This window comes from Gelatiniphilus marinus (genome assembly GCF_042684345.1).
In the GTDB taxonomy this organism is placed as follows: domain Bacteria; phylum Bacteroidota; class Bacteroidia; order Flavobacteriales; family Flavobacteriaceae; genus Gelatiniphilus; species Gelatiniphilus marinus.
In genome coordinates this window covers 324,438-346,313 of sequence record NZ_JBHULK010000002.1, presented here as the reverse complement: position 1 = coordinate 346,313, position 21,876 = coordinate 324,438, and the positions used below count along the sequence as shown (strand labels likewise).

The 21,876-nt window shown below is 34.2% G+C and carries 21 protein-coding genes; 8 read left to right on the top strand and 13 right to left on the bottom strand.

Going from position 1 to position 21,876, the window contains the following annotated elements:
• Nucleotides 1-69: 69 nt before the first annotated feature.
• Entirely contained in the window at nucleotides 70-249 is a 180-nt protein-coding gene (locus ACFSQS_RS06635) for a hypothetical protein (RefSeq protein WP_388015990.1), read from the top strand.
• A 140-nt stretch (nucleotides 250-389) separates the two neighbouring features.
• A complete protein-coding gene (locus tag ACFSQS_RS06630; RefSeq protein ID WP_388015987.1) occupies nucleotides 390-806 on the top strand; it encodes a VOC family protein in 417 nt (138 codons plus the stop codon).
• Here ACFSQS_RS06630 and ACFSQS_RS06625 read toward each other — a convergent pair.
• From ACFSQS_RS06625 to ACFSQS_RS06610, 4 genes are all read right to left on the bottom strand, one after another.
• Entirely contained in the window at nucleotides 799-1,539 is a 741-nt protein-coding gene (locus ACFSQS_RS06625; protein ID WP_388015984.1) for a YwaF family protein, read from the bottom strand. The two genes, ACFSQS_RS06630 and ACFSQS_RS06625, sit on opposite strands and share 8 nt — an antisense overlap.
• 33 nt (nucleotides 1,540-1,572) lie before the next feature.
• Nucleotides 1,573-2,445 carry a bifunctional methylenetetrahydrofolate dehydrogenase/methenyltetrahydrofolate cyclohydrolase FolD gene (gene folD / locus ACFSQS_RS06620; protein WP_388015981.1) on the bottom strand — a complete coding sequence of 291 codons (873 nt, stop codon included), beginning with the start codon at nucleotides 2,443-2,445 and terminating at the stop codon, nucleotides 1,573-1,575.
• Between the two features lie 72 nt (nucleotides 2,446-2,517).
• Complete coding sequence (gene ffh, locus ACFSQS_RS06615; protein ID WP_388015978.1) at nucleotides 2,518-3,846, bottom strand: signal recognition particle protein; 1,329 nt, start codon at nucleotides 3,844-3,846, stop codon at nucleotides 2,518-2,520.
• 405 nt (nucleotides 3,847-4,251) lie between these two features.
• A complete protein-coding gene (locus tag ACFSQS_RS06610; RefSeq protein WP_388015975.1) occupies nucleotides 4,252-6,018 on the bottom strand; it encodes a hypothetical protein in 1,767 nt (588 codons plus the stop codon).
• A 159-nt stretch (nucleotides 6,019-6,177) separates the two neighbouring features.
• Between ACFSQS_RS06610 and ACFSQS_RS06605 the strand changes: the two genes are divergently transcribed.
• The 4 genes from ACFSQS_RS06605 (at nucleotide 6,178) to ACFSQS_RS06590 (ending at nucleotide 11,048) form a co-directional block, all read left to right on the top strand.
• Complete coding sequence (locus ACFSQS_RS06605; RefSeq protein ID WP_388015972.1) at nucleotides 6,178-6,693, top strand: RNA polymerase sigma factor; 516 nt, start codon at nucleotides 6,178-6,180, stop codon at nucleotides 6,691-6,693.
• A 29-nt stretch (nucleotides 6,694-6,722) separates the two neighbouring features.
• A complete protein-coding gene (locus tag ACFSQS_RS06600; RefSeq protein WP_388015969.1) occupies nucleotides 6,723-7,727 on the top strand; it encodes a S41 family peptidase in 1,005 nt (334 codons plus the stop codon).
• A 71-nt stretch (nucleotides 7,728-7,798) separates the two neighbouring features.
• Nucleotides 7,799-8,698 (top strand): FecR family protein, encoded by a 900-nt coding sequence (locus tag ACFSQS_RS06595; protein WP_388015966.1) that lies wholly within the window; start codon nucleotides 7,799-7,801, stop codon nucleotides 8,696-8,698.
• Nucleotides 8,691-11,048 carry a TonB-dependent receptor plug domain-containing protein gene (locus ACFSQS_RS06590; RefSeq protein WP_388015963.1) on the top strand — a complete coding sequence of 786 codons (2,358 nt, stop codon included), beginning with the start codon at nucleotides 8,691-8,693 and terminating at the stop codon, nucleotides 11,046-11,048. The genes ACFSQS_RS06595 and ACFSQS_RS06590 overlap by 8 nt, the downstream gene beginning before the upstream one ends.
• A gap of 55 nt (nucleotides 11,049-11,103) precedes the next feature.
• Here ACFSQS_RS06590 and ACFSQS_RS06585 read toward each other — a convergent pair whose 3' ends face one another.
• The 3 genes from ACFSQS_RS06585 to ACFSQS_RS06575 form a co-directional block, all read right to left on the bottom strand.
• On the bottom strand, nucleotides 11,104-11,331 hold the full coding sequence (locus tag ACFSQS_RS06585) for a VF530 family protein (RefSeq protein ID WP_388015960.1): 228 nt from the start codon (nucleotides 11,329-11,331) through the stop codon (nucleotides 11,104-11,106).
• 40 nt (nucleotides 11,332-11,371) lie between these two features.
• Entirely contained in the window at nucleotides 11,372-11,422 is a 51-nt protein-coding gene (locus tag ACFSQS_RS06580; protein ID WP_388017212.1) for a DUF6500 family protein, read from the bottom strand.
• Nucleotides 11,423-11,550: 128 nt separating this feature from the next.
• Nucleotides 11,551-12,837, bottom strand: coding sequence for a DEAD/DEAH box helicase (locus ACFSQS_RS06575; protein WP_388015957.1), 1,287 nt, complete (start codon nucleotides 12,835-12,837; stop codon nucleotides 11,551-11,553).
• 149 nt (nucleotides 12,838-12,986) lie between these two features.
• Between ACFSQS_RS06575 and ACFSQS_RS06570 the strand changes: the two genes are divergently transcribed.
• On the top strand, nucleotides 12,987-14,060 hold the full coding sequence (locus ACFSQS_RS06570) for an alkaline phosphatase D family protein (RefSeq protein ID WP_388015954.1): 1,074 nt from the start codon (nucleotides 12,987-12,989) through the stop codon (nucleotides 14,058-14,060).
• Nucleotides 14,061-14,206: 146 nt separating this feature from the next.
• Here ACFSQS_RS06570 and ACFSQS_RS06565 read toward each other — a convergent pair whose 3' ends face one another.
• The 3 genes from ACFSQS_RS06565 to ACFSQS_RS06555 all read right to left on the bottom strand — a co-directional run bounded on the left by ACFSQS_RS06565 (nucleotide 14,207) and on the right by ACFSQS_RS06555 (nucleotide 16,208).
• The gene (locus tag ACFSQS_RS06565) at nucleotides 14,207-14,893 is read right to left on the bottom strand and encodes a hypothetical protein (protein WP_388015951.1); all 687 of its coding nucleotides are present in this window, start codon (nucleotides 14,891-14,893) and stop codon (nucleotides 14,207-14,209) included.
• Between the two features lie 25 nt (nucleotides 14,894-14,918).
• Complete coding sequence (locus tag ACFSQS_RS06560; RefSeq protein ID WP_388015948.1) at nucleotides 14,919-15,425, bottom strand: hypothetical protein; 507 nt, start codon at nucleotides 15,423-15,425, stop codon at nucleotides 14,919-14,921.
• A 102-nt stretch (nucleotides 15,426-15,527) separates the two neighbouring features.
• Nucleotides 15,528-16,208, bottom strand: a complete 681-nt coding sequence (locus tag ACFSQS_RS06555) for a uracil-DNA glycosylase family protein (RefSeq protein ID WP_388015945.1) — start codon at nucleotides 16,206-16,208, stop codon at nucleotides 15,528-15,530.
• A gap of 93 nt (nucleotides 16,209-16,301) precedes the next feature.
• Here ACFSQS_RS06555 and ACFSQS_RS06550 point away from each other — a divergent pair, with 93 nt between their 5' ends.
• Nucleotides 16,302-16,439, top strand: coding sequence for a 30S ribosomal protein THX (locus ACFSQS_RS06550; RefSeq protein WP_388017209.1), 138 nt, complete (start codon nucleotides 16,302-16,304; stop codon nucleotides 16,437-16,439).
• Here the strand turns inward: ACFSQS_RS06550 and ACFSQS_RS06545 are convergent, their stop codons facing one another.
• The 3 genes from ACFSQS_RS06545 to ACFSQS_RS06535 all read right to left on the bottom strand — a co-directional run bounded on the left by ACFSQS_RS06545 (nucleotide 16,440) and on the right by ACFSQS_RS06535 (nucleotide 21,564).
• Nucleotides 16,440-17,171 (bottom strand): PLDc N-terminal domain-containing protein, encoded by a 732-nt coding sequence (locus tag ACFSQS_RS06545; protein ID WP_388015942.1) that lies wholly within the window; start codon nucleotides 17,169-17,171, stop codon nucleotides 16,440-16,442.
• A 153-nt stretch (nucleotides 17,172-17,324) separates the two neighbouring features.
• Nucleotides 17,325-18,083, bottom strand: coding sequence for a peroxide stress protein YaaA (gene yaaA, locus ACFSQS_RS06540; RefSeq protein WP_388015939.1), 759 nt, complete (start codon nucleotides 18,081-18,083; stop codon nucleotides 17,325-17,327).
• A 121-nt stretch (nucleotides 18,084-18,204) separates the two neighbouring features.
• A complete protein-coding gene (locus tag ACFSQS_RS06535) occupies nucleotides 18,205-21,564 on the bottom strand; it encodes a VCBS repeat-containing protein (RefSeq protein ID WP_388015936.1) in 3,360 nt (1,119 codons plus the stop codon).
• Between the last annotated feature and the right edge of the window lie 312 nt (nucleotides 21,565-21,876).

Here is a 21,876-nt window from a genome sequence, read left to right as displayed (position 1 = left end):
ATTGCAGCTAGCGGCCGCTGGTATATGCACCTGTATCCCTCAAAAAAAACCTTTTTTCAAATTTCCCGTTTGGGAAGGCCTAAAATAAATGATAAAATAGTACATTACAAAGCACAAAAAGCGCCAAACGGAACAGATGGTTTTTACCGACTGACCTTTTACCACATTAGCAAATTAGGCTATAAATGGGTTGATAAAACCGAATCGGTAATATTCCCAACCTGGAAAATTGAATGTGCTAAAAACTAAATATTATGAATATAGGAAGCATCGTAGCCATAGCCGTGGCCATTATTTTTGCCATAGGAATTGCCATTTATTACGCCATTAAACAACAGAAAAACCAGAAATAACAGTACATTTAACATCTCTATAAAATAAATGTTAATATGCCAACTCCTTTTCATTTAGCAATTCCCGTTTATAATTTACAAACTTGCAGAACGTTTTATCGGGATATTTTAAATTGTGAAGAAGGGCGAAGCAGCGACCATTGGATAGACTTTAACTTTTTTGGACATCAATTGGTTATTCATTACAAACCAAAAACAGATAGTGATTTGCTCACCAATACGGTTGACGGAAAAGCGGTTCCCGTGCCCCACTTTGGAGTAGTATTAAATTGGGATGTTTTTCACGCTTTCGCGGAAGATTTAAAACAAAGAAACATTAAATTCGTTATTGAGCCTTGCATTAGGTTTAAAGGTTTAGTTGGAGAGCAAGCCACTATGTTTTTTTACGACCCCTCGGGAAACGCACTCGAGTTTAAGGCTTTTAAAGACACGAATCAGTTGTTTGCTAAATAGTAGTTTTAATTTTTTTACGTTTTCTTTCAACTAAATAAAACGGCAAATAAATCAATAAAAAATAAGGTATAATGATGATTTGCACCACTATAATATACATGGGCCATTCGCCAAAATAATCTAATATTGACGCAGATTCTGGCTTTTTATTCAAATAAAAATAATTGGCATCTAAAACATAGTTTATAATTACCATAGAAATAAAGTAGAGCTGCAACGCAAAAAACGATTTTAATACACTTTTAAAACTAGGTTTCATTTTAAAAACAAAAATGGCATAAAAAACAACTATCAATAGTCCTAAATGCACCGTCCAATATCTAAAATAATCTAAGGCTGGGAAACCTTCAGGAATATCTGGAGTTAAAATACCTTGTGTAGTGCCTGCAATTACCCAAAACAACACTATTTCGAACATCCAAAACTTTCTGTAATAAGTAAAAACAGGAATCAGCAATGTTACTAAACTGCACAAATTCAAGGGTAAATCTGTAGTAACATTATAACTACCCAAACTTATATAATATAAATGGAATGCGATTACAATAAAAGAAACCAAGCACCCAAATATGTGCAATGCTTTTTCTTGCTGTTTATTACTAAGTTTTCGTTTGGAATATTTTATAAAAACAACACAAAATACTACTGAAAAAAGAATAGGCAATATATGCTCTAAACTACCAATAGCCACTCTTTTAAATAAAAAAATTGCTTTATAAATAAGTAAATTCATAATGCAATTTAATAAAATTATATTGAGCAGTTTTTAATGTCTTTCTCTTGCCAATAGTGTGTTTTTAAGTAACATGGCAATCGTCATTGGGCCAACACCACCAGGAACGGGTGTTATGTAACTTGCTTTTTGGCTTACACTTTCAAAATGCACATCGCCTGCCAATCTGTAGCCATTTTTCTTGGTAGCGTCTGGTACGCGTGTTATGCCAACATCAATAATAACCACATCTTCTTTAACCATATCGCCCGTTAAAAATTCTGAAATCCCAATGGCAGCAACAATTATATCGGCTTTTTTGGTTATCTCGGGCAAGTTTTTTGTACGGCTATGAACTACTGTTACCGTTGCATCGCCAGCTTTTCTTTTTTGGCTCATTAATATACTTATGGGGCGACCAACAATATGGCTTCGTCCCATAACCACCACATTTTTACCAGAAGTTTCTATTTGATAACGCTCTAACAATTCCATAATACCGTAAGGTGTTGCAGGCAAGAATGTTGGTAAATCTAACGCCATTTTCCCTACGTTTACTGGATGAAACCCATCAACATCTTTATCAGGATTTACAGCCATTAACACCTTTTGTTCGTCAATTTGTTCGGGTAATGGCAATTGTACTATAAACCCATCAATGGCATCGTTGGTATTTAAATCGTTAATCTTTTCAAGTAAATCTTCTTCGGTGGTGTATTCGGGCAATTCGATAAGGGTGGAGTTAAACCCAACGCGTTTACAAGCTTTTACTTTGGCATTTACATAGGTCATACTTGCACCATCCGAACCTACTAAAATAGCTGCAAGATGTGGTACTCTTTCACCTTTTGAAACCATAGCTTTTACATGTTCTGCTATTTCTTCTTTAATGTCGTTGCTGGTTTTTTTTCCGTCTAAAATTGTCATAATTGTTGCTATTGGCTATTGGCTGTTAATTGATTAAAAACTGCCCACTTTTAACTTTTAAATAAAATTAAATTACTGCATGCCTTTCATCATTTGCATCATTTTTTTACCGCCGCCACCTTGCATCATTTTCATCATTTTGCTCATTTGGTTAAATTGCTTTAAGAGTTGGTTTACCTCTTGTACCGATGTGCCCGAACCTTTACCAATTCGTTTTTTTCTACTCGCATTAATTATAGACGGATTGCTTCGTTCTTTTGGTGTCATGGAATGAATAATGGCCTCGACACCTTTAAAGGCATCATCATCAATATCGACATCTTTCATCATTTTACCGGCTCCGGGAATCATGCCGACAAGGTCTTTCATATTTCCCATTTTCTTGATTTGCTGGATTTGCTTTAAGAAATCATCAAACCCAAACTGGTTTTTGGCTATTTTCTTTTGCAGTTTTCTGGCTTCAACCTCATCAAACTGCTCTTGTGCGCGTTCCACTAACGACACCACATCGCCCATCCCGAGAATTCGGTCTGCCATACGCGATGGATAAAACACATCGATAGCTTCCATTTTCTCGCCCGTACCAATAAACTTAATGGGTTTATTGACTACCGATTTAATCGAAATAGCAGCTCCACCACGAGTATCGCCATCTAATTTGGTAAGAATAACCCCATCAAAATTCAAAGTATCGTTAAAGGCTTTTGCTGTATTTACAGCATCTTGCCCTGTCATAGAATCTACAACAAATAAGGTTTCTTGTGGTTGAATGGCTTTGTGGATGTTAGATATTTCGGTCATCATCGCCTCATCTACAGCTAAACGACCAGCGGTATCTATAATAACCACATTAAACCCGTTTGCTTTGGCATGGGCAATACCTGCTTGAGAAATGGCAACAGGATCGTTGTTTCCCCTATCGCTAAAAACCTCAACACCAATTTGGTCTCCAACAACGTGCAATTGGTCTATGGCTGCAGGACGATATACATCGCAGGCAACCAATAGCGGTTTTTTGGTTTTTTTGTTTTTAAGATAATTGGCCAGTTTACCAGAAAAGGTGGTTTTACCAGAACCTTGTAAACCAGACATTAAAATAACACTTGGATTACCAGAGAGGTTAATCCCTTCGGCATCGCCACCCATAAGTTGGGTAAGCTCGTCTTTAACAATCTTAACCATAAGTTGCCCAGGTTGAAGCGTGGTTAATACGTTTTGGCCCAGGGCTTTTTCTTTAACCTTGTTGGTAAATTGTTTGGCTATTTTAAAGTTAACATCGGCATCTAGTAAAGCACGACGTACCTCCTTTAATGTTTCGGCTACATTTACTTCGGTAATGCTTCCATGCCCTTTAAGAACGTGTAAGGCTTTATCTAATTTATCGCTTAAATTATTGAACATAGTTATTAAGTCTTTAGTTGGCAGTCTTAAGTATTCAGTCTGCTTCGTAAATTAAGTTGCAAAAATAGCGAAATATTTTGTTTTTTCTTTAGATAGCATTTGGTTTTAGCCTAATTTATAATTTGTTACTGTTTCGTGTATTGATTGCCTTAATTTGTTTCAAAAAAAAGCTATCTAATAAAATAATTATTTTATTAGATAGCTTTTTTTTGCGTTAGCGATTGAGGCATTTGTTGAAGCTCCCCGACGCAGGAGGGAGCGACTGCCGAAAGCGCGACCCTTGTGGTAACGCCGAAAACAAAAAAAGCCGCCAAAATTTAATTTGACAGCTTTTGTATAGGAAACCTACTTAGTAATTAACCTAACCAACCGAAAAGCGGGGTTTCCTTTTCATCAAAAACATGATTATTCTTTTTTCTCAAGGATTAATATGCGTTCTATTTCTCCGTTGGCATTTAAGTCTTTTAACTCGACTCTTGCTTTAGTACCGGCTTCTTCTTGCGTTATTTTGGCAATTTTCCATCTATGGTTTAATGCCTCAAACGGTGGTTCTATGCCGTAGTGCATACCTAAATACAGTCCGTCGTTTCGGTAAGCTAACCAGTTACCGTCTATAATGCCGTTGTTGGGGTCTGTTACTTTTACCCACCCGTCATCTAAGAAATCGATGGTGTACATAAAGTAATTTTCTGTTTTGTCTTCATCGCCTTCTTTATACAAGGCTACTTCCCACTCCCACGTAATTAGAACATCGTCTATGTAGTTAATATCGTCGTCTGCACAGTGTTTTTTTAACACCATTTTATTGTTCTCGTTTTCCAATTTAATTAAACCGGGTTCTAAGAATGTAATTGACCACTCTAATTTTAAATTTGGTCTATCAACTAAAAAGATTTGCAAAAAGAAACCTGAATTGGTTACACCTATTTCGTATTCTCCGCTAACAAACTCACCATTTAAACGTATTTTAACAAGGTTGTTTTCAAAGAATTTTAATGGGGTTCCTATGTAATCTTTTTCACTATTAGTAGTGCCTTCAACTTGTAGTCTGGCCACGCGCCATAAACATTCTTTTAAGTAATCTTCTATGCGCTCTTTGGTAATATCGATAACAACATCGCAGTTCTTTTTCATGATGATTCTGTTACCACCAGTTTCGTAAAGTTTTATTTTACCATATTCTATATCGTAAACCACCCATTCTAAAGTAAAGTCTGCAAGGGTATCAAATTCCAATTTTAAAAGTGCGCCTCTTTTGGTTACACGCGTACTCCAGGTACCGGTTAAAATATCGCCATTTCTAGCGCGCATTCTTACAACACCGTCTTCTTTAAAGTTTAGGGCATACTCTTTGTAACCTACGGTGTTATCTTGATTATTTCTTTTAAACTCGTGTACAACCCACGGGCAAATTTGCAAATATTCGTCTAAGCGTTCTTTTGTAAAATCGTCGTCGCCGTAATCGTTATCATCATCTTCGTCACAAGCATCTTTAGCGTCATCAATAGTGTTTTCCAACTCTTGGTTATTATTAACAACTATTTCTGTACCATCGGCCAAAACCATGGTTACGGGAAAGTTAAGGCTTGCTAAAAAATCTGAGTTTTTAACACGTTTTAGGAATCTGTACAACTGCTTGTCGTTTTCAACAGTTATAACATCAACAACTTGGAAGTTAACATCGTACACCGAAAACGAAATGGGGTATTTAAAATCGATACATTCTATATCGTCGTCGTCTTCGTTTTCACCTCTACATTCATCAACAAATTCTTTTAGCTCTGCGGCATTGTTTATAACAATATCGTCGTGTTCGGCGGTTATTATTGTAATGGGGAAAATAAATTCCAAACTATCGTTATCGTCATCAAATTCTTTAAAAATGGCCTCGATAACTTTATAGTCTTCTTCCGAATCTATAATAATTTCGAGCCCTTTAACCACAACGGTTACGGGCAATTCAATTGACAAACAACTGGCATTGTCTATAATATTATCTTTCGAGCCGTCCATTTTTGAAACAGAGCTCATTGAAGCCGTTAAAGGGGAAGTTGCTGAAAGCGCTTCGGAATCGGCAGGTGGGGTAATGTCAACAACTTCTTCTTGGCAAGACGTAACCATTAAAAGAGCAAAAAAAGGCAATAGTAATAATGTACTGATTTTAGTTTTCATAATATTGGAATTTGGGTTAAACATAGCATTTTGATTATAAAACAAGATAACTTTAAAAATTCCTACCCTCAACAACGAGAAATTTCAAAAAAAAACCAAAAACCACCCCGAAGCTTCGGGACAAAAAAGCTATTTTAGTGGCACCAACTACCAATAACAATGAGCAAACAATTACATGAAAATATTTGCGAAGAGCGTATTTTTTCATCTATTTTTAATAAGAACGCCAAAGATTTACACAACTTTTTATACTATAAGTTTGGTGAACTGTTAAACCCAAAAGATAAAGTACAAGAAGCTTTTATAAAATTATGGCAAAACTGTGCAAAGATCTCGCCCGATAAAGCCAAAAGTTTTTTATTTACTACGGCAAATAATTTAATGCTGAATGAAGCGGCGCACCAAAAAGTGGTATTAAAACACCAACAAACAAAACCCAAAATGTCTACCAACGAAAGTCCTGAGTTTTTAATGCAGGAAGCTGAGTATAATGAAAAGTTGCAACGCGCCTTAGCTAATTTAACCGAAGCGCAACGGGTTGCTTTTATGATGAACAGAGTTGAAGGGAAACGTTTTAAAGAAATTGCAGCGCTTTTGGATATATCGACCAAAGCGGTTGAAAAACGTATTTATGGGGCGCTGAAAAAATTGCGGGAGGATATTAAGGAGTTGTAAATCGTTTTTAATTTAAAGGTTTAAATAAAATGAAATTATTTTACTTAGCATTGTTTTTAGTTTTTATTTTGAACTGTTCTAATTCAAAAAATAATATCTCAATAAATGAAAAATATATAAATGAAGTTTTTCAAATTGTTGAAAAACATTCAATAAAGAGAGATTCTATTGATTTTGATGAAATCAAAAAAATTGCTTTTGCAGAATTAAAGCATTCAGATTCATTAAAAGATTGTTACCCAATAGTTAAGTCAATTCTCCACAATTTAGGAGACAACCACAGCTTTTTCCTTACAAGCGAACAAGTAAATGAATGGCAATCTACAAGTAAGACAAATGACACTAATGAATTAATCACTTTTTCTGGCAAACTACTAAAAAACAACATAGGCTATTTACACCTAAAAAGCTTTATATCTGGAGATTCAATTGCAATTCAAAAATATGCAGATAGCTTGCAATACAAAATTAAATCTATTGATAATACAAATCTTAAAGGTTGGGTTCTAGATTTGAGAAAAAACTCGGGCGGAAATTGTTGGCCTATGCTAGCAGGTTTAGGCCCCTTACTAGGAGATGGAATTTGTGGCTATTTTATTGGTAATAATAAGACAAAAGCTTCATGGTTTTATAATTATGGAAAGTCAGGTGTAAACTCTAAAACAATTGTACAAGTTAGTAGAACTCCTTATCAACTTTTCAATAGTTCCAATCCTATTGCAATATTAACTGGTCCAGAAACTGGTAGCTCTGGAGAAATAGTAGTTACTGCTTTCCATAATAAAAGTAACACTAAAAGTTTTGGAGAGCCTACGGCTGGATTAACTACTGGTAATACTGATTTTGAATTAAGCGACGGATCAATGATTTTTTTAGCAACATCAATCTATGCTGACAGGCAAGAAGAAGCTTTCACTAATAGAATACCACCAGATGAGAAAATTAATTTCTCTCATTATATACCTTTAGATTTCACAGATGACCCTGTTGTTAAAGCTGCTGTTAATTGGATAATAAATGATTCGAAAAATTGATGTCAAAAAAAATAAAATTAAAGGGTAGGAAAAAATAAAACTTAACTGTTATATAGTTGAATAGCAAATTTATGAATAGAGAAGAACTCATATCGAAATGGTTAGATAACAACCTAAATGATCAGGAATTTGAGGCATTTAAAAACCTTGAAGATTACGATGATTTAGTAAAGTTAAATACCAACTTGCAAGCTTTTAAGGCTGAAGATTTTAATACGTCTGCCGAATTAGACAACGTATTATCTAAAATTAAAAGCACTAAAAAGCAAACTACAACACATTGGGTAAAACCATTAATGCGTGTTGCTGCTATACTTGCTGTTTGTTTTAGTTTATACTATTACACTACCACTTTAGATACTACAATTACTACCGAATTTGCCCAAAAAACTACTATAAAATTACCAGACGCTTCAAGTGTTTCGCTTAATGCTAAATCGTTGTTAGCATTCAATAAAAACAATTGGAAACACGAGCGCGAAGTTGAACTTAATGGCGAAGCTTTTTTTAAAGTTGCCAAAGGTTCATCATTTAATGTTATTACAAAATCAGGAACCGTTACGGTTTATGGTACTCAATTTAATGTAAAACAACGGGACAATTATTTTGAGGTTATTTGCTACGAAGGATTAGTTGGCGTTACACACAATTCTCAAGAAACAAAATTAAAACCGGGAGACCGTTTTTTAATTATCGATGGGAAAATTATTGCTAAAGAAAAAGAAAACCGCACAACACCTTCGTGGTTAAATAACGAAAGCCAATTTAAAAGTTTGCCTTTTAAAGAAGTTATTGCCGAATTTGAAAGACAATACAATGTTACTTTTGATGTAAAAGATATTGACACCAATCAACTATTTACAGGTGGTTTTCCGCACGATAGTTTAGATACTGCAATTGAATCTATTACCTTACCTTTACACTTAACACATAGTAAAACCAACAATACTATAACATTAAAGCGTGAGTAGAAAAGGTACAGGTTATATCTTTATACTATTGTTTTTTTTGAATGTTTTGAATTTGAATGCTCAAACTATTCAAAAAGAAAAGCACTCACTTACTGTCGTTTTAAAAATTATTGAAACCCGATACAACATTAGTTTTTCTTACGCTGATGCTACCATTCAAAATAAAAAAGCAACCATTCCAGATGAAAATTTAAGTTTAGACGACGTTTTATATGTTCTGAAAAAAGAAACGAAACTGGATTTTGAATTGTTAGACAACCGATTTGTCGCCATTAAAATAAATAAACCACTAAGTCTTCAAAATAACATCCAAAGGCTCGACGAAGTTATAATAACCAACTATTTAACTACAGGTATTACCAAATTAAATGATGGTATAATTACCATAAAACCTGAAACTTTTGGGATACTTCCAGGGTTGATTGAACCCGATGTTTTGCAAACCATTCAATCGCTTCCTGGGGTTTTGAGTATTGATGAAACCGTGTCTAACATTAATATCCGCGGGGGCACGCACGACCAAAACCTACTGCTTTGGGATGGTATAAAAATGTATCAATCGGGGCATTTTTTCGGCTTGATTTCGGCTTTCAATCCATACACAACAAAACAAGTAAACGTCTCAAAAAACGGCACGCCTGCAAAATATGGCGATGGTATTTCTAGTATTATCGATATGCAAATGCCCAACAAGATTGATAACAAGTTTAAAGCTGGCGGAGGATTTAATTTGATTAATGCCGATGTTTTTGCCAAAATCCCGCTAACGCAAAACACCGAATTGCAAATTTCAACCCGCCGCTCGGTTACAGATTTAATTGTTACACCAACTTACGACCTCTATAAAAAACGTGTTTTTCAAGATTCCGATTTAACCAATTTCAATCGAAATGATAATGCTATCGATAAAAACGAGGCCTTTTATTTTTACGATATTACAGCAAAGTTTCTTTACGATATCACTAAAAAAGATAAAATCCGACTTCAATTTTTAAACGTAAACAATAAACTAAATTACGAAGAACAAGCTAATATAAACGATAGAAACGAAGCCTTGAACAGTAAACTGTCGCAGCAAAATTTGGCTTTGGGGTTTTCGTACACCAGAGATTGGAATTCTAAACTTTCAACCACAGCACAAGTAAATGTTTCTAATTACGATTTGGATGCCACCAATTTCGATATTATAAACAACCAACGCTTAATACAAGAAAATAAAGTTATCGATGGTTCGGCAAAATTAGACATTAATTACAAACACAATAGTCTATTAAAACTCAATGGAGGATACCAGTTTATCGAAGTGGGCATTTGTAATCTTGAAGATGTTAACAACCCTATTTTTAGAAGCTACATTAGAGATGTTGTGCGCAGTCATTCGCTTTATGCCGAAGCTGCTTTTTTATCAAACAATGCAAAAACCAATATAAAATTTGGAAACAGAACAAACTACTTTCCAAAATTTAACATGGTTTTAAATGAACCGCGATTAAGCTTAAGCCAACGCTTTTTTAATTATTTTAGGTTTGAAATTTTAGGCGAACTTAAAAGCCAAACAACGGCTCAAATTATCGATTTGCAAAACGATTTTTTAGGTATTGAAAACCGCCGATGGGTTTTATCGAATAACAACAAAGAAGTTATAACGATTAACGGTAAAAACATTCAACCTGTTCCTATTTTAAAAAGCAAGCAAACATCAATTGGTGTGCATTACAATAAAAACAAATTACTCGTTAGCGCCGAAGGTTATCTTAAAAAAGTAGATGGTATTACTACGCGCAGCCAAGGGTTTCAAAACCAATATCAGTTTGTAAACAGCGTTGGGAGCTATAAAATTAAAGGCATCGATTTTTTGGTGAACAAGCAATTTAACACTATTTTTAGTACGTGGTTAAGCTATTCTTACAGTAAAAACAATTATACTTTCCCAGATTTAAATAGCGGCATATCGTTTCCTAACAATACCGATATCCGGCATGCATTAGCACTTTCGGGTATTTATACTTATAACGACATTAAATTGGCTTTGGGTTTAAATTGGCACTCCGGAAAACCAACAACGTTGCCAGATTATGCAAATGATGACCCAAACGATAACACCATTGCTTATGCATTACCAAACGCTAACAATTTAAACGATTATTTTCGTGCCGATTGTTCGGCGACTTATTCCCTTGATGTAACAGATACAGCTACGGCCATTGTTGGCCTTTCGGTTTGGAACATTTTTAACCGAAAAAACATTATAAACACTTATTATACTTTAGATGCTGATAAAAATGTTATTCCCATTGAAAACATATCTTTAGGAATTACACCAAATGTGAGTGTTCGGGTTAATTTTTGATGAAGTCTAAATTTAAAAAAGCACAGTAAAACCCCTAATGTAATATCAAAAAAAATTAGTGGTTTTTATTTTTCAACATCCTTAAATACATAGCCTCTACTTTGGTTCGCGCCCAAGGCGTGCGCCGTAAAAACTTTAAACTGGATTTTACAGACGGTTTATCATTAAAACATTTAATTTTAATGTTATAACCCATATACTCCCAACCGTAATGCGCAACCAAATCGTTTATAATTTGCTCTAATTTTATACCGTGCAACGGGTTGTTGGGTTGTGTTTCCATTTATAATTTTGAAACTAATTTTTTAATTTTTTCGGCTTTTTCAAAAATGATCTAACTTTTCGGTTAAAACCCACCAGGTTGCAGCTTCCATAAGCAATTGTGGGGCTTTATTTTTATTAGCAAAAAAGGCCTAAAACGAAAAACCAACCTTAGTTCCCTTTTGTTCGATTTTCCGGTTACAAACTTCTATGATTTTTTCTTTAAGAATGGTTCGCATTGTTAATTCCTTCTATCGTTAGATTTTCTATTACTATTTCTGTTTGGCCTCCTTTTTGAATTGCTTCTGTTTTTATTAGAGTTTGAATTTCTATTATTATTTCTAGAATTTTGAGAACGATTCTGCCCAGGCTTTATGGGTACGGTTGAAGCGTTCGGGTCGGGTTCAAAACCTTCAACAATTTCAACAGGTATTTTTATACCCACCAATTTTTCAATATCGCGTAAATAAGTGGTCTCGTCTGCGCTTACCAAAGAAATAGCTTCGCCACTTGCCCCTGCTCTACCCGTTCTTCCAATACGGTGAACGTAATCTTCAGAAATATTTGGCAATTCAAAATTAATAACATGCGGCAGCAACGGAATATCCAGTCCGCGGGCTGCAATATCTGTGGCTACCAAAACACGAATGCTTCCGCTTTTAAAACCTGCCAAGGCTTTGGTTCTTGCTCCTTGGCTTTTATTACCATGAATGGCCGCTGCGGTTATACCTGCGCTAACCATTTTTTTACAAAGTTTATTGGCGCCGTGTTTGGTTCGGGTAAAAACCAAAACTTGTTTCCAATTACCATCAGAAATCAACTTGATAGTCAAACCAGTTTTTAAGCCTTTGGCAACACGGTAAACTTTCTGGTTAATAGCTTCTACGGTTGTGTTTTCTGGAGTAGCTTCAACTTGCACCGGATGGTTTAAAATACCATTTGCCAATTTCCTAATATCCTTTGAAAAGGTTGCAGAAAACATCAGGTTCTGCCGTTTTGCAGGCACCAGCTTCATAATACGTTCAATATCTCTTAAAAAACCCATATCGAGCATGCGGTCGGCTTCATCTAAAACCAAAATTTCTATGCGTTTTAACGACAGAAAACCTTGGTTTTCTAGGTCTATTAAGCGCCCCGGAGTCGCCACCAAAACATCAATACCTTGACGTATGGTTGCCACTTGTGGTTTTTGGTTTACACCTCCAAAAATAACGGTACTTCTTATATTTAAAAATTCGCTGTATTCTTTAACATTGGCATATACCTGGGCGGCCAGTTCACGCGTTGGTGTTAATATTAAAGCACGAATGGGTCTGTGTTTTCCTTGTGGATTCGCAGAAAGCAATTGTAAAAGTGGTAATGTAAAACCTGCTGTTTTTCCGGTTCCGGTTTGTGCCGATGCTAAAATATCTTTACCCTCTAAAATAGGTGGAATGGCTTTTTGTTGAATGGGACTTGGGCTTGTGTATCCTTTTTTACTAATGGCTTTTAGCAAGGCTTCGGATAAGCCTAAAGTGTTAAATGACATATATTATGTTTACCGAAGCAAACACTATTTTAGGTTACTTCTTATTATTAAGGTGCAAATGTACAGCTATTTTTCTGCTTGCCACCAATTACTTTGGGTTGTTATAAAAAATCGATAACTTAGTCTGGTAATCAATTAAATGTTTAATTATGGCCAAAGCGATTTTCACAATGTTATTGCTTGCATTGTTTTTTATATCGTGCAATACAGACACAGAAAAACCCAAAACAAAAAACCATATAACAAAAATTGCCTTTGGTTCCTGTGGTTATCAAAATCACGATTTACCCATTTTTAATAATGTTGTAAACCATAATGCAGACTTTTTTATTTTTTTAGGCGATAATATTTATGGCGATACAAAAAACATGGATACGCTTAAGTTTAAATATAATTTATTGGGAACGAAACCAACATATCAAAATCTAAAGAAAAACACCACTATACTTGCCACTTGGGACGACCATGATTTTGGCTGGAATGATGCCGGAAAAGAATATCCTTTTAAAGAAGAGTCTAAAGACATATTTCTCGACTTTTTCGAAGAACCGGAATCCTCTTCCAGAAGAACGCACAAAGGTATTTACCATTCTTATATGTATGATTATGAAGAAAACAAACTCCAAATTATTTTATTGGACGGAAGAACATTTCGCGATAGCTTGTTGCCTTATAATGGTGAAATGGACCATGATAAAAGATTTAGCTTTTACGGCAAAGACTATGCACCACACACAACAAAAAATGCCACTTTACTGGGCGAAGACCAATGGATTTGGTTAGAAAAAGAACTACAAAAACCAGCAGATATTAGAATAATTGGAACGGGAACACAGTTTGGAATTGAATGGAATGGCTACGAAGCTTGGGCTAATTTTCCGTATGAGCAAAAGCGCATGTTAAACTTAATTAAATCTACAAAAGCCAATGGGGTTGTATTTATTTCGGGCGATGTGCATTACTCTGAAATTTCGAAATTAGAAACCGATTTTTACCCGATTTACGATTTTACATCTAGCGGACTATCTTCTACCTGGCATTATGCAACACCGAATAAAAACCGAATTGAAGGCCCTGTAATGGAAAATCATTTTGGATTAATCACAATAGATTGGGATAAAGACGACACAAATTTATTAATGGAAACTTGGGATATTAACAACAACCAAAGGTTTGAATATACCGTAAAACTTAAAAGTATTACTGCGTTTGATATTAACTAAATAAAATTTTTGGCGCTTTTTTTTAAGATTTAAGTTAAAAAAGAGGCTAACTTAACTTTTAAGTTAGCCTCTTTTTTATTAAGAACAATTTCAAATACCGCAAGCAATTCTCAAGGACTTAAAAAAACTTTTAAGACAGCCATATTCTATTTCACTTCTATACCATTTACATACATTACGCTAGTTGTATTTTCCATCTCTGGCTTCTCTATTTTTTTATTTACGCTTGCATCATATTTTTTTATACTATAACTAAGGTTTTCATTTATTCTGGGGACATCATCTTTTTGCAAAACTAGATTACCTAGACTATCTTTAGCCAATATTGTGAGGTAAGCATATTTATCTGTTATTTTGTTGGAAAGCTTATAGTCTCCATCTTTTTTTGCTCTGCTAAGTTCGTTAAAATATTTTTTTTGCTCGTTATAATAAATCGTAATTTTTTCATCATCTGTTGGAGCATTAACTAGTTTTTTATAAAACGATTCTTTGTCCATTAATTCATTCTCGGTTATAATTTTTATAAGCAAATTGACTCTATTCAATCTGTACAAATTATCCGTTTCATAGTTTTCTTTAAAAACATGAACCGCCTTATCTATGTTCGCCATAATTTCACTATGGGTTTTACCTTCAAAATTAATGTTATCGTAATCAACTGTAATATAACTAGTGTTTTTTACGCCATTTAAAGCCAATTCCTTTTTTAAATGATTAATATAAAAATCTCTTTGATTTTTTTTATCATTATTTTTTTCAACTGCATCAGAACAAGCAACAATAACTAGTGCAACCAAACCCAAATACATAATTAGTAATCTATTATTTTTCATTTTAGTAAATTTTATTTTTTTAGTATTAATATTCTGAACCTTTATAGAAATTTTTTGACCCAGATACACCTACATTTTCTACATTATAATATCGTGTTTGAGGTATTCCATAAAGGGTTAGAGTTACTTTTACAATAAGCCAATAACGCGCTGAAAAATCTGCTTTACTTGCCCAATCTGGTGTTAGCCCTCCATGACTTGGAATATCACATGGCATCATATAGTTTGGGCAATCTGTTCTAACACCGTCATAATATATAACCAAGGGTGTATCTGTACTTGTTTTAATTTCACGTTCTAAATTATAAGAATAAGACATGGCAGGCACCGCTTGACCACTTTCATATAAATAGCAATGAATTGATGAAAGAGGCCCTGAAACGTAATAATTAACCCCTATTGAATAATCATCTACAAAGGGGTGATAGTCTGCCGTTGTAAATAGAGTTGCATTACCATCAAAATAATAAGGAGTTGGATTGTAAGCTTGGGAAAAACTTGAAAAAATTGAAGAAGAGAAGATTAGTAACATCCATATTAAGTTATCATTAAACATGAATATGTTCTGTTCTTAACATTTTTATGTGTAATAATTTACATCAAATATATATAGAATTTTCGAATAAACCAAATTTTAAAAAAACTCACGATACTGCATCACTCTAAAATCGAAAGTATTGAATTTTGGGTTTTTAGTTTTTAGCTGTTTGTACAAAGGCAGTCTGCTAATTGAAATATTTGCTGCACCCGAACCAGAGGTTAACGACACGGTTTTTATGGTTCGTTTTGATTGAACAGATTCCCACGCTTCGCTCGGAATGACGAATTGATGAATTCTAGGCACTTCATTATTTACCAATTCTAATTTAATATTGTAATCCTTTATATGTTTCCTAAAAAAATATTCGGGACCGTTTTTACTATTTCCGCCAGTAAATAACAACGTATCGATTTTTGGATAATGTTTTAAATAACCAATAACATCGCGCAGTTTAATATTTTTCATACCTAAATCGGAAGCATCAATCTTTTCGCGTTCGGCACTTTCAACAATATCGCAAATACCTAATTTATGTTGTATTAAGAATTGTTTACGTTCTTCAATAGCTTCGTTGGAATTATCGTAGCGCAGTTTTAAACTATGAATTTCATCAATAAACAACCACAATGAATTGTAATAGCTTCCGTAGCAAAAATCGACATCTTTTTCTAAAAGTTCACCTGTTGAAAACCGAGGTGGAGGCAATGTGCCCACAATTAATTTAGTGGTATCTTTTTTAATGAAGGGTTTGTATGGGTGTTTGTGTTTAAACAAATTTAACTTGTATTTTGTGTTTAAAATTGTTATATTATTTTAGTTAAAGATAAAGAGATTCCCATCTTCGTGGGAATGAAAAAACATCTATTTATGGGAAAAGGCGATAAAAAAACGAAACGCGGTAAAATAAACCGAGGTACTTTTGGGGTAAGACGCCCCAGAATTAAAAAGAAACCACCAATTGAAACCAAAATTAACGTTGGCAATAAAGCGCAACCCAAACTGTAATTAATTAGTGCTTAAACTGGTTAATAGTTTATCTACATCTTGTATGGTTGCTCTAAATAATTTTTTATTGGGTTTAGTTAGGTATTGAGACTCGGTTTGTAACTCTTTTAAAATAGCTTTGGCTTCGGCTTCTTTTTTTTGGTTTAATAAAAACTGCGCCAATACCAAGCGTTCGTTATAAAATGAAAACCGTATATCAATAGCTCTTAAATTTGTTTCGGCTGCTTCAAACTTACCAAGTTTTTCTAATGCCAAACCGTACCAAAACTGAGATCTCGATTTTTTAAATTCAGGATGTTCTTTTATTTTTTCGGCATACAGCACAACGTTGTCGTAGTCTTTAATATTAAAATAGGCTTCAATGAGTTGTTTAATTACATAAAAATCGTTCTGAGGATTGCCTTCTATAGCTTGTAAATAATGTGGGATGGCGTTTTTGTAATCTCTGTTTTCTAAAAAGGCATCGGCTAAATTTACTCGGTTTTGGTAGGTTTCAGAAAATTCGAGTTGTTTTTCCAAATCCTTTATCTTTTTCGTAGGGTTTATAATATGTGTGATTTCGTCAGTTATTTTATCAGCCTCTTCCCTATTATAAACTTGAACAAATAAGTAAATAAGACTACCAAAAACCGGCACTAAAAGGATTAAGAAAATCCAATAATAGGTGTTTCTGTTTTTAAACACATGATAGATACAAAAAATTTGAAGTGCAATTGTTAAGTAATATAGCATATAAAAAAAGTAGTCTTTTAAATATTCAAAATGGAGATTGTTTTTCCGTCATTGCGATTCACATTTTTTCATGTGATGTGCAATATGTTTAATTTATAGTTAGTTTCAATTTAAAAGATTACCGCGCCGCTCGCTCCTTGTAATGACAAATAATTATCGTATAAAAACAAGTTCGGTTGCTGTACTCATAGGTTCGCTAAAATTATAGCCTTCGTAATTAAACGCTTTTAAATCGTCGAGTGTTTTGGCATTGGTATCTATAATATAGCGCGCCATTAAGCCACGAGCTGCTTTAGCATAAAATGCGATTATTTTGTATTCGCCGTTTTTAAAATCTTTAAAATTAGCTGTAATTACCGGTACTTTTAAAGCCTTGGCATCTATGGCCTTGAAATACTCGTTACTTGCCAGGTTTAAAAACAGCTCGTTGTCTTTTAGCTCGTTGTTTAAAGCTTGGGTTATGGTTTTTCGCCAAAACTCGTAAAGGTTTTTATTTTTTCCAACTGGGAATTTTGTTCCCATTTCCAGCCTATAAGGTTGTATTAAATCGGTTGGTTTTAACAAGCCGTACAAACCCGAAATAATGCGCACGGTGTTTTGTAGTTTTTCTATTTTTTCTTTTGGAATGTTATAAGCATCTAAACCTCTGTACACATCGCCACTAAAAGCATAAATAGCTTGTCGAGCATTGTCTTTTGTGAAGGGTAATTGCCAATCTTGGTTGCGCTGGTAATTGAGTTGCCCTAAATTATCTGAGATTTTCATGAGCTTAGATAAGTTTTTGGGCGATTGTTTTTTAAGCAACCCATTAATACGTTCTGCTTGTTTTAAAAAACAAGCTTCGGTGGTCTGCTCAATTGGTATTTTGGTTTCAAAATCCAGTGATTTTGCTGGTGATAAAACGAGTTTCATTTACAATACATTTTTATAAAATCAAATTTACAACTACTAATCCGTATTAAAAATATGAGCTTACAATTATTAACAATGCCATTATAAGTGAAATTGATAATATTGTGTTATTAACAACCCTTTAATTGTGTTGAATGGCTTGTAAATAATTGTTGTTATTGGCTACTAACACTACTTTCTTACCACCTATTGTAATCACTTTCATGTCTTTAGCATCATTAGGGGCAAAAAACCCACTTTTTGTAACGGGCTCGGGTGTAAAATTACCTTTGCCATTTCCTGCTAGAAACAATCCTATTCCGGCGTCGTTTCTTGGGGTTTCAATTTCAGAAGCGTAAAGGTTACCCGATATTAATAAATCTTTATGTCCATCAGCATTATAATCGTTAACAAGAATATTATTTACAGAAGATACTTGAGCTAAATTAGGCAAAGGTTTAACATTAAAACTGTTGTTTCCTTCATTTTCAATGTATGCAGAGGCAAATGTTTTGGCTTTTAAGTTTAACGCCTCTTTTAAGGATGGGCCGTAAATATTCTGCAAATTAGAATCGCCAAATGCTTCGTAGGTTTTAAATTTCTCGCTTAACGACGGTATTTGTTGGGTAGAGCAACTTTTTCCTCTAACCGGAAATGCCACACCGTGCTCGTAGTAACTTAAAACAATATCGAGGCTGCCGTTATTATCAAAATCGTAGCTATGCACCTCAAAAGGTTCTTTAGAGGAAGCTTTATATTTATAATTTAACCCTAAATTACCAACAATGATATCTGGGTCGCCATCGTTATCCATATCTGATGTTTTAACCGAATAATACCAGCCTTCGGTTTCTTCTAAACCACTTAAAATTTGTTTCTCGAATGTACCGTTTTCAGATTGTGTAAAAATAGTTACGGGCATCCATTCTCCAACGACTACCAAATCATCTAATCCATCTTTATTGTAATCGAACCAACTTGCCGATGTAACCATTCCTAAATTACTAAAATCTGGTGCTTTTTTGTTGGAAACGTTTATGTATTTACCGTTTCTGTTTTCCAATAAATAGCTGTTGGCTGGATGTGGGTATTTTTTTGGTACTAAGCGGCCACCAATAAACAAGTCTAAATCGCCATCTTTATCAAAATCGTTAGGCACCACACAAGAGCCGCTAGTTAAATATTTGGGTAAAGCATTTGTGCTTTTTGTAAACTTGCCTTTACCGTTATTTATGTACAGTCTATCTTGAAGTGCTTTATGGTTAGGTTTAAATTCGTTGCCGCCACTTACTATAAAAAGGTCTAAATCTTTGTCGCCATCTACATCTATTAATGCCATACCCATGTCTTCACTTGCTTTATCTTGGGTCCAACCGCCTTGTTCTACCTCATTAAAAGTTCCTTTGTTGTTTTGGATAAACAATCTTCCGGAAACCCCTGCTGCGCCACCTAAAAAGAAATCTTGGTTGCCATCGCCGTTAACATCTCCAACAGCTATAGAGGGGCCAAATTGAGACATTTTGTGTGGTAACAATATTTCATGTTTGTAATCATCATAAGTATTTTCAATATGTTTTACATGGTTTAATGCTAAAAGTTCTGTAACCTCTTTAAAAGGAAGGTTTTTATTTTGATTGAAATTTTCTTTATTCGTGTCTAAGTTAGATTTAGAAATTTCATGCACTTGGTTAACCGCCAAATCTGTTAGTGTTGTTTGGCTACCATCTTGCCATTGTATTGTCGCTTTTTCTACGCTGTTAATATTGCCAACACCAAAATGCGCAACATCTTCGCTTTTAGACATATAACCCCTGGCATTGGATATATGGTTTACCTGCCAAATTTTATTTTCTTTGTACAGTGTAATTTTTGTGCCGTAAATAATCTGGTTTTTTATGGGGTTTATTTTAAACCTTAAGTAATTGCCAGTACCTTTTTCTACGGCATTATTTCTATAAAGCAATGCGTTATCGTCTATATTATTGATAACCAAATCGAGATCGCCATCTAAATCAAAATCGGCATAGGCAGCACCATTAGACAATGTTGGTATGGTCATGCCCCAATCTTCACCTTTATTGCTAAAAGTTAAATTGCCATTGTTTTTAAAAATATAATTGGGTAATTTTTCGGTTGGAGCAATATCTACAAACTTCATTACATTAATAAATTTCTCTGTGTTATAGCCTTTTTCTTTGGCTACCTTTGTTAAGCTATCCAATCGTTTTTTGTATTTGCCAGTTAAATCGCTGTTTCGGTTATTGCTTTTTACGCCATTTGTTACAAACAAATCTTTATGTCCATCGTTATCAAAATCTGCAAATAAAGGTGTCCAGCTCCAATCTGTGTTCGATACTCCTGCCAGCTGACCTACCTCGCTAAAGGCACCATTGCCATTGTTTCTTTGTAAGGTGTTAAACATGTATTGGTAGTGGCCGCCATCTTCTACTATGTTATAGAATTTTTCGGGGTCCATGCCACTCATATTGGTTTTTATGCGTTTGTGGTTTTCTGCCACCATGTCTAAAACCATAATATCTAAATGGCCATCGTTATCGTAATCGGCCACATCGCTACCCATACTAAAATTAGAGATATGTTTTACGGATTGGTGGATAACATCCTTAAAGGTTCCGTTTTTTTGGTTGATATACATATGGTCTGGCGCATCAAAATCGTTTGCTATATATAAATCTTGATACCCATCATTATCAAAATCGCCTACAGATACAGATAAACCGAAGGCAAAATTACGTATGCCTGAAAGATTGGTAACATCTAAAAACCTGCCTGCCCCGGTATTTTTATACAAGCGGTCTGAAAACTTAATGTCCGATAGTTTTTTTAAATTTAATTGGCCTTTTAAGTTTGGCAAACTTGGTGGTTGATTTACAAGATATAAATCTAGAAGCCCATCATTATCAAAATCAAAAAAAGTGGCTTGAATGGAAAAGCCTTGATCTGCAATTCCAAACTGTTTGGCCTGTTCTGTAAATGTTAAATCTCCGTTATTGATGTATAGCTGATTGGCACTTTTCTCGGTTTCTAAATATACATTTCTGCACACATAAATATCTTGGTCTCCATCATTATCTATATCTACAAAAGTAACTCCGGTGGACCATTTGTTATCTGTTGTTATTCCTGCTTTTTCACTTATATCTTCAAATTTAAAATCGCCTTTGTTTATAAATAATCTGTCCCTTACCTGGTTTCCGGTAAAAAACACATCTTGCAGCCCATCGTTATTAATATCGCCCACTGCAACACCTGCCCCATGTATAAATTTGGTATTAATTAAGTGGTTGTTTTTTTCTGTTTGCGCTACAGGGTTTTTAAAATTCAACTTAGAGGTTTCGGTTGGAATACTTGAAAACAGAGGTTCGGTTAAACCTACAAGCTTTTCATCTTCTGCTTTATCATTACAACTGTTTACCGAAATTAGAGCAAAACTAATAAGCAAGGGTTTTAATGTTTTTAGATTAAGTATATTAAAATTCATTGTTTTATTTCTTTTTAAATTGAAGATTATTTGGGATAGTATATTATTTGATGGTCTGTTTTGAGACATAATGCTATTTTTAAAATGATCTGAAAATTTATTTTAAAAACCCATAACTCTAGGTTAAGATGAATGATGAGATTCTTAAGTCTTTAAATAAATAGAGAAGAACCATGAATTACTAGATGTTGCATTATATTAAAGTTCACAGAAATTTAAATATTTTATAAAAATAAACTTTTTATTGTTTTTACTTTAAGAAACATAAAAAAAAGCGCCAATGGCTTGGTATTTCCATTGGCACTTTTTAAA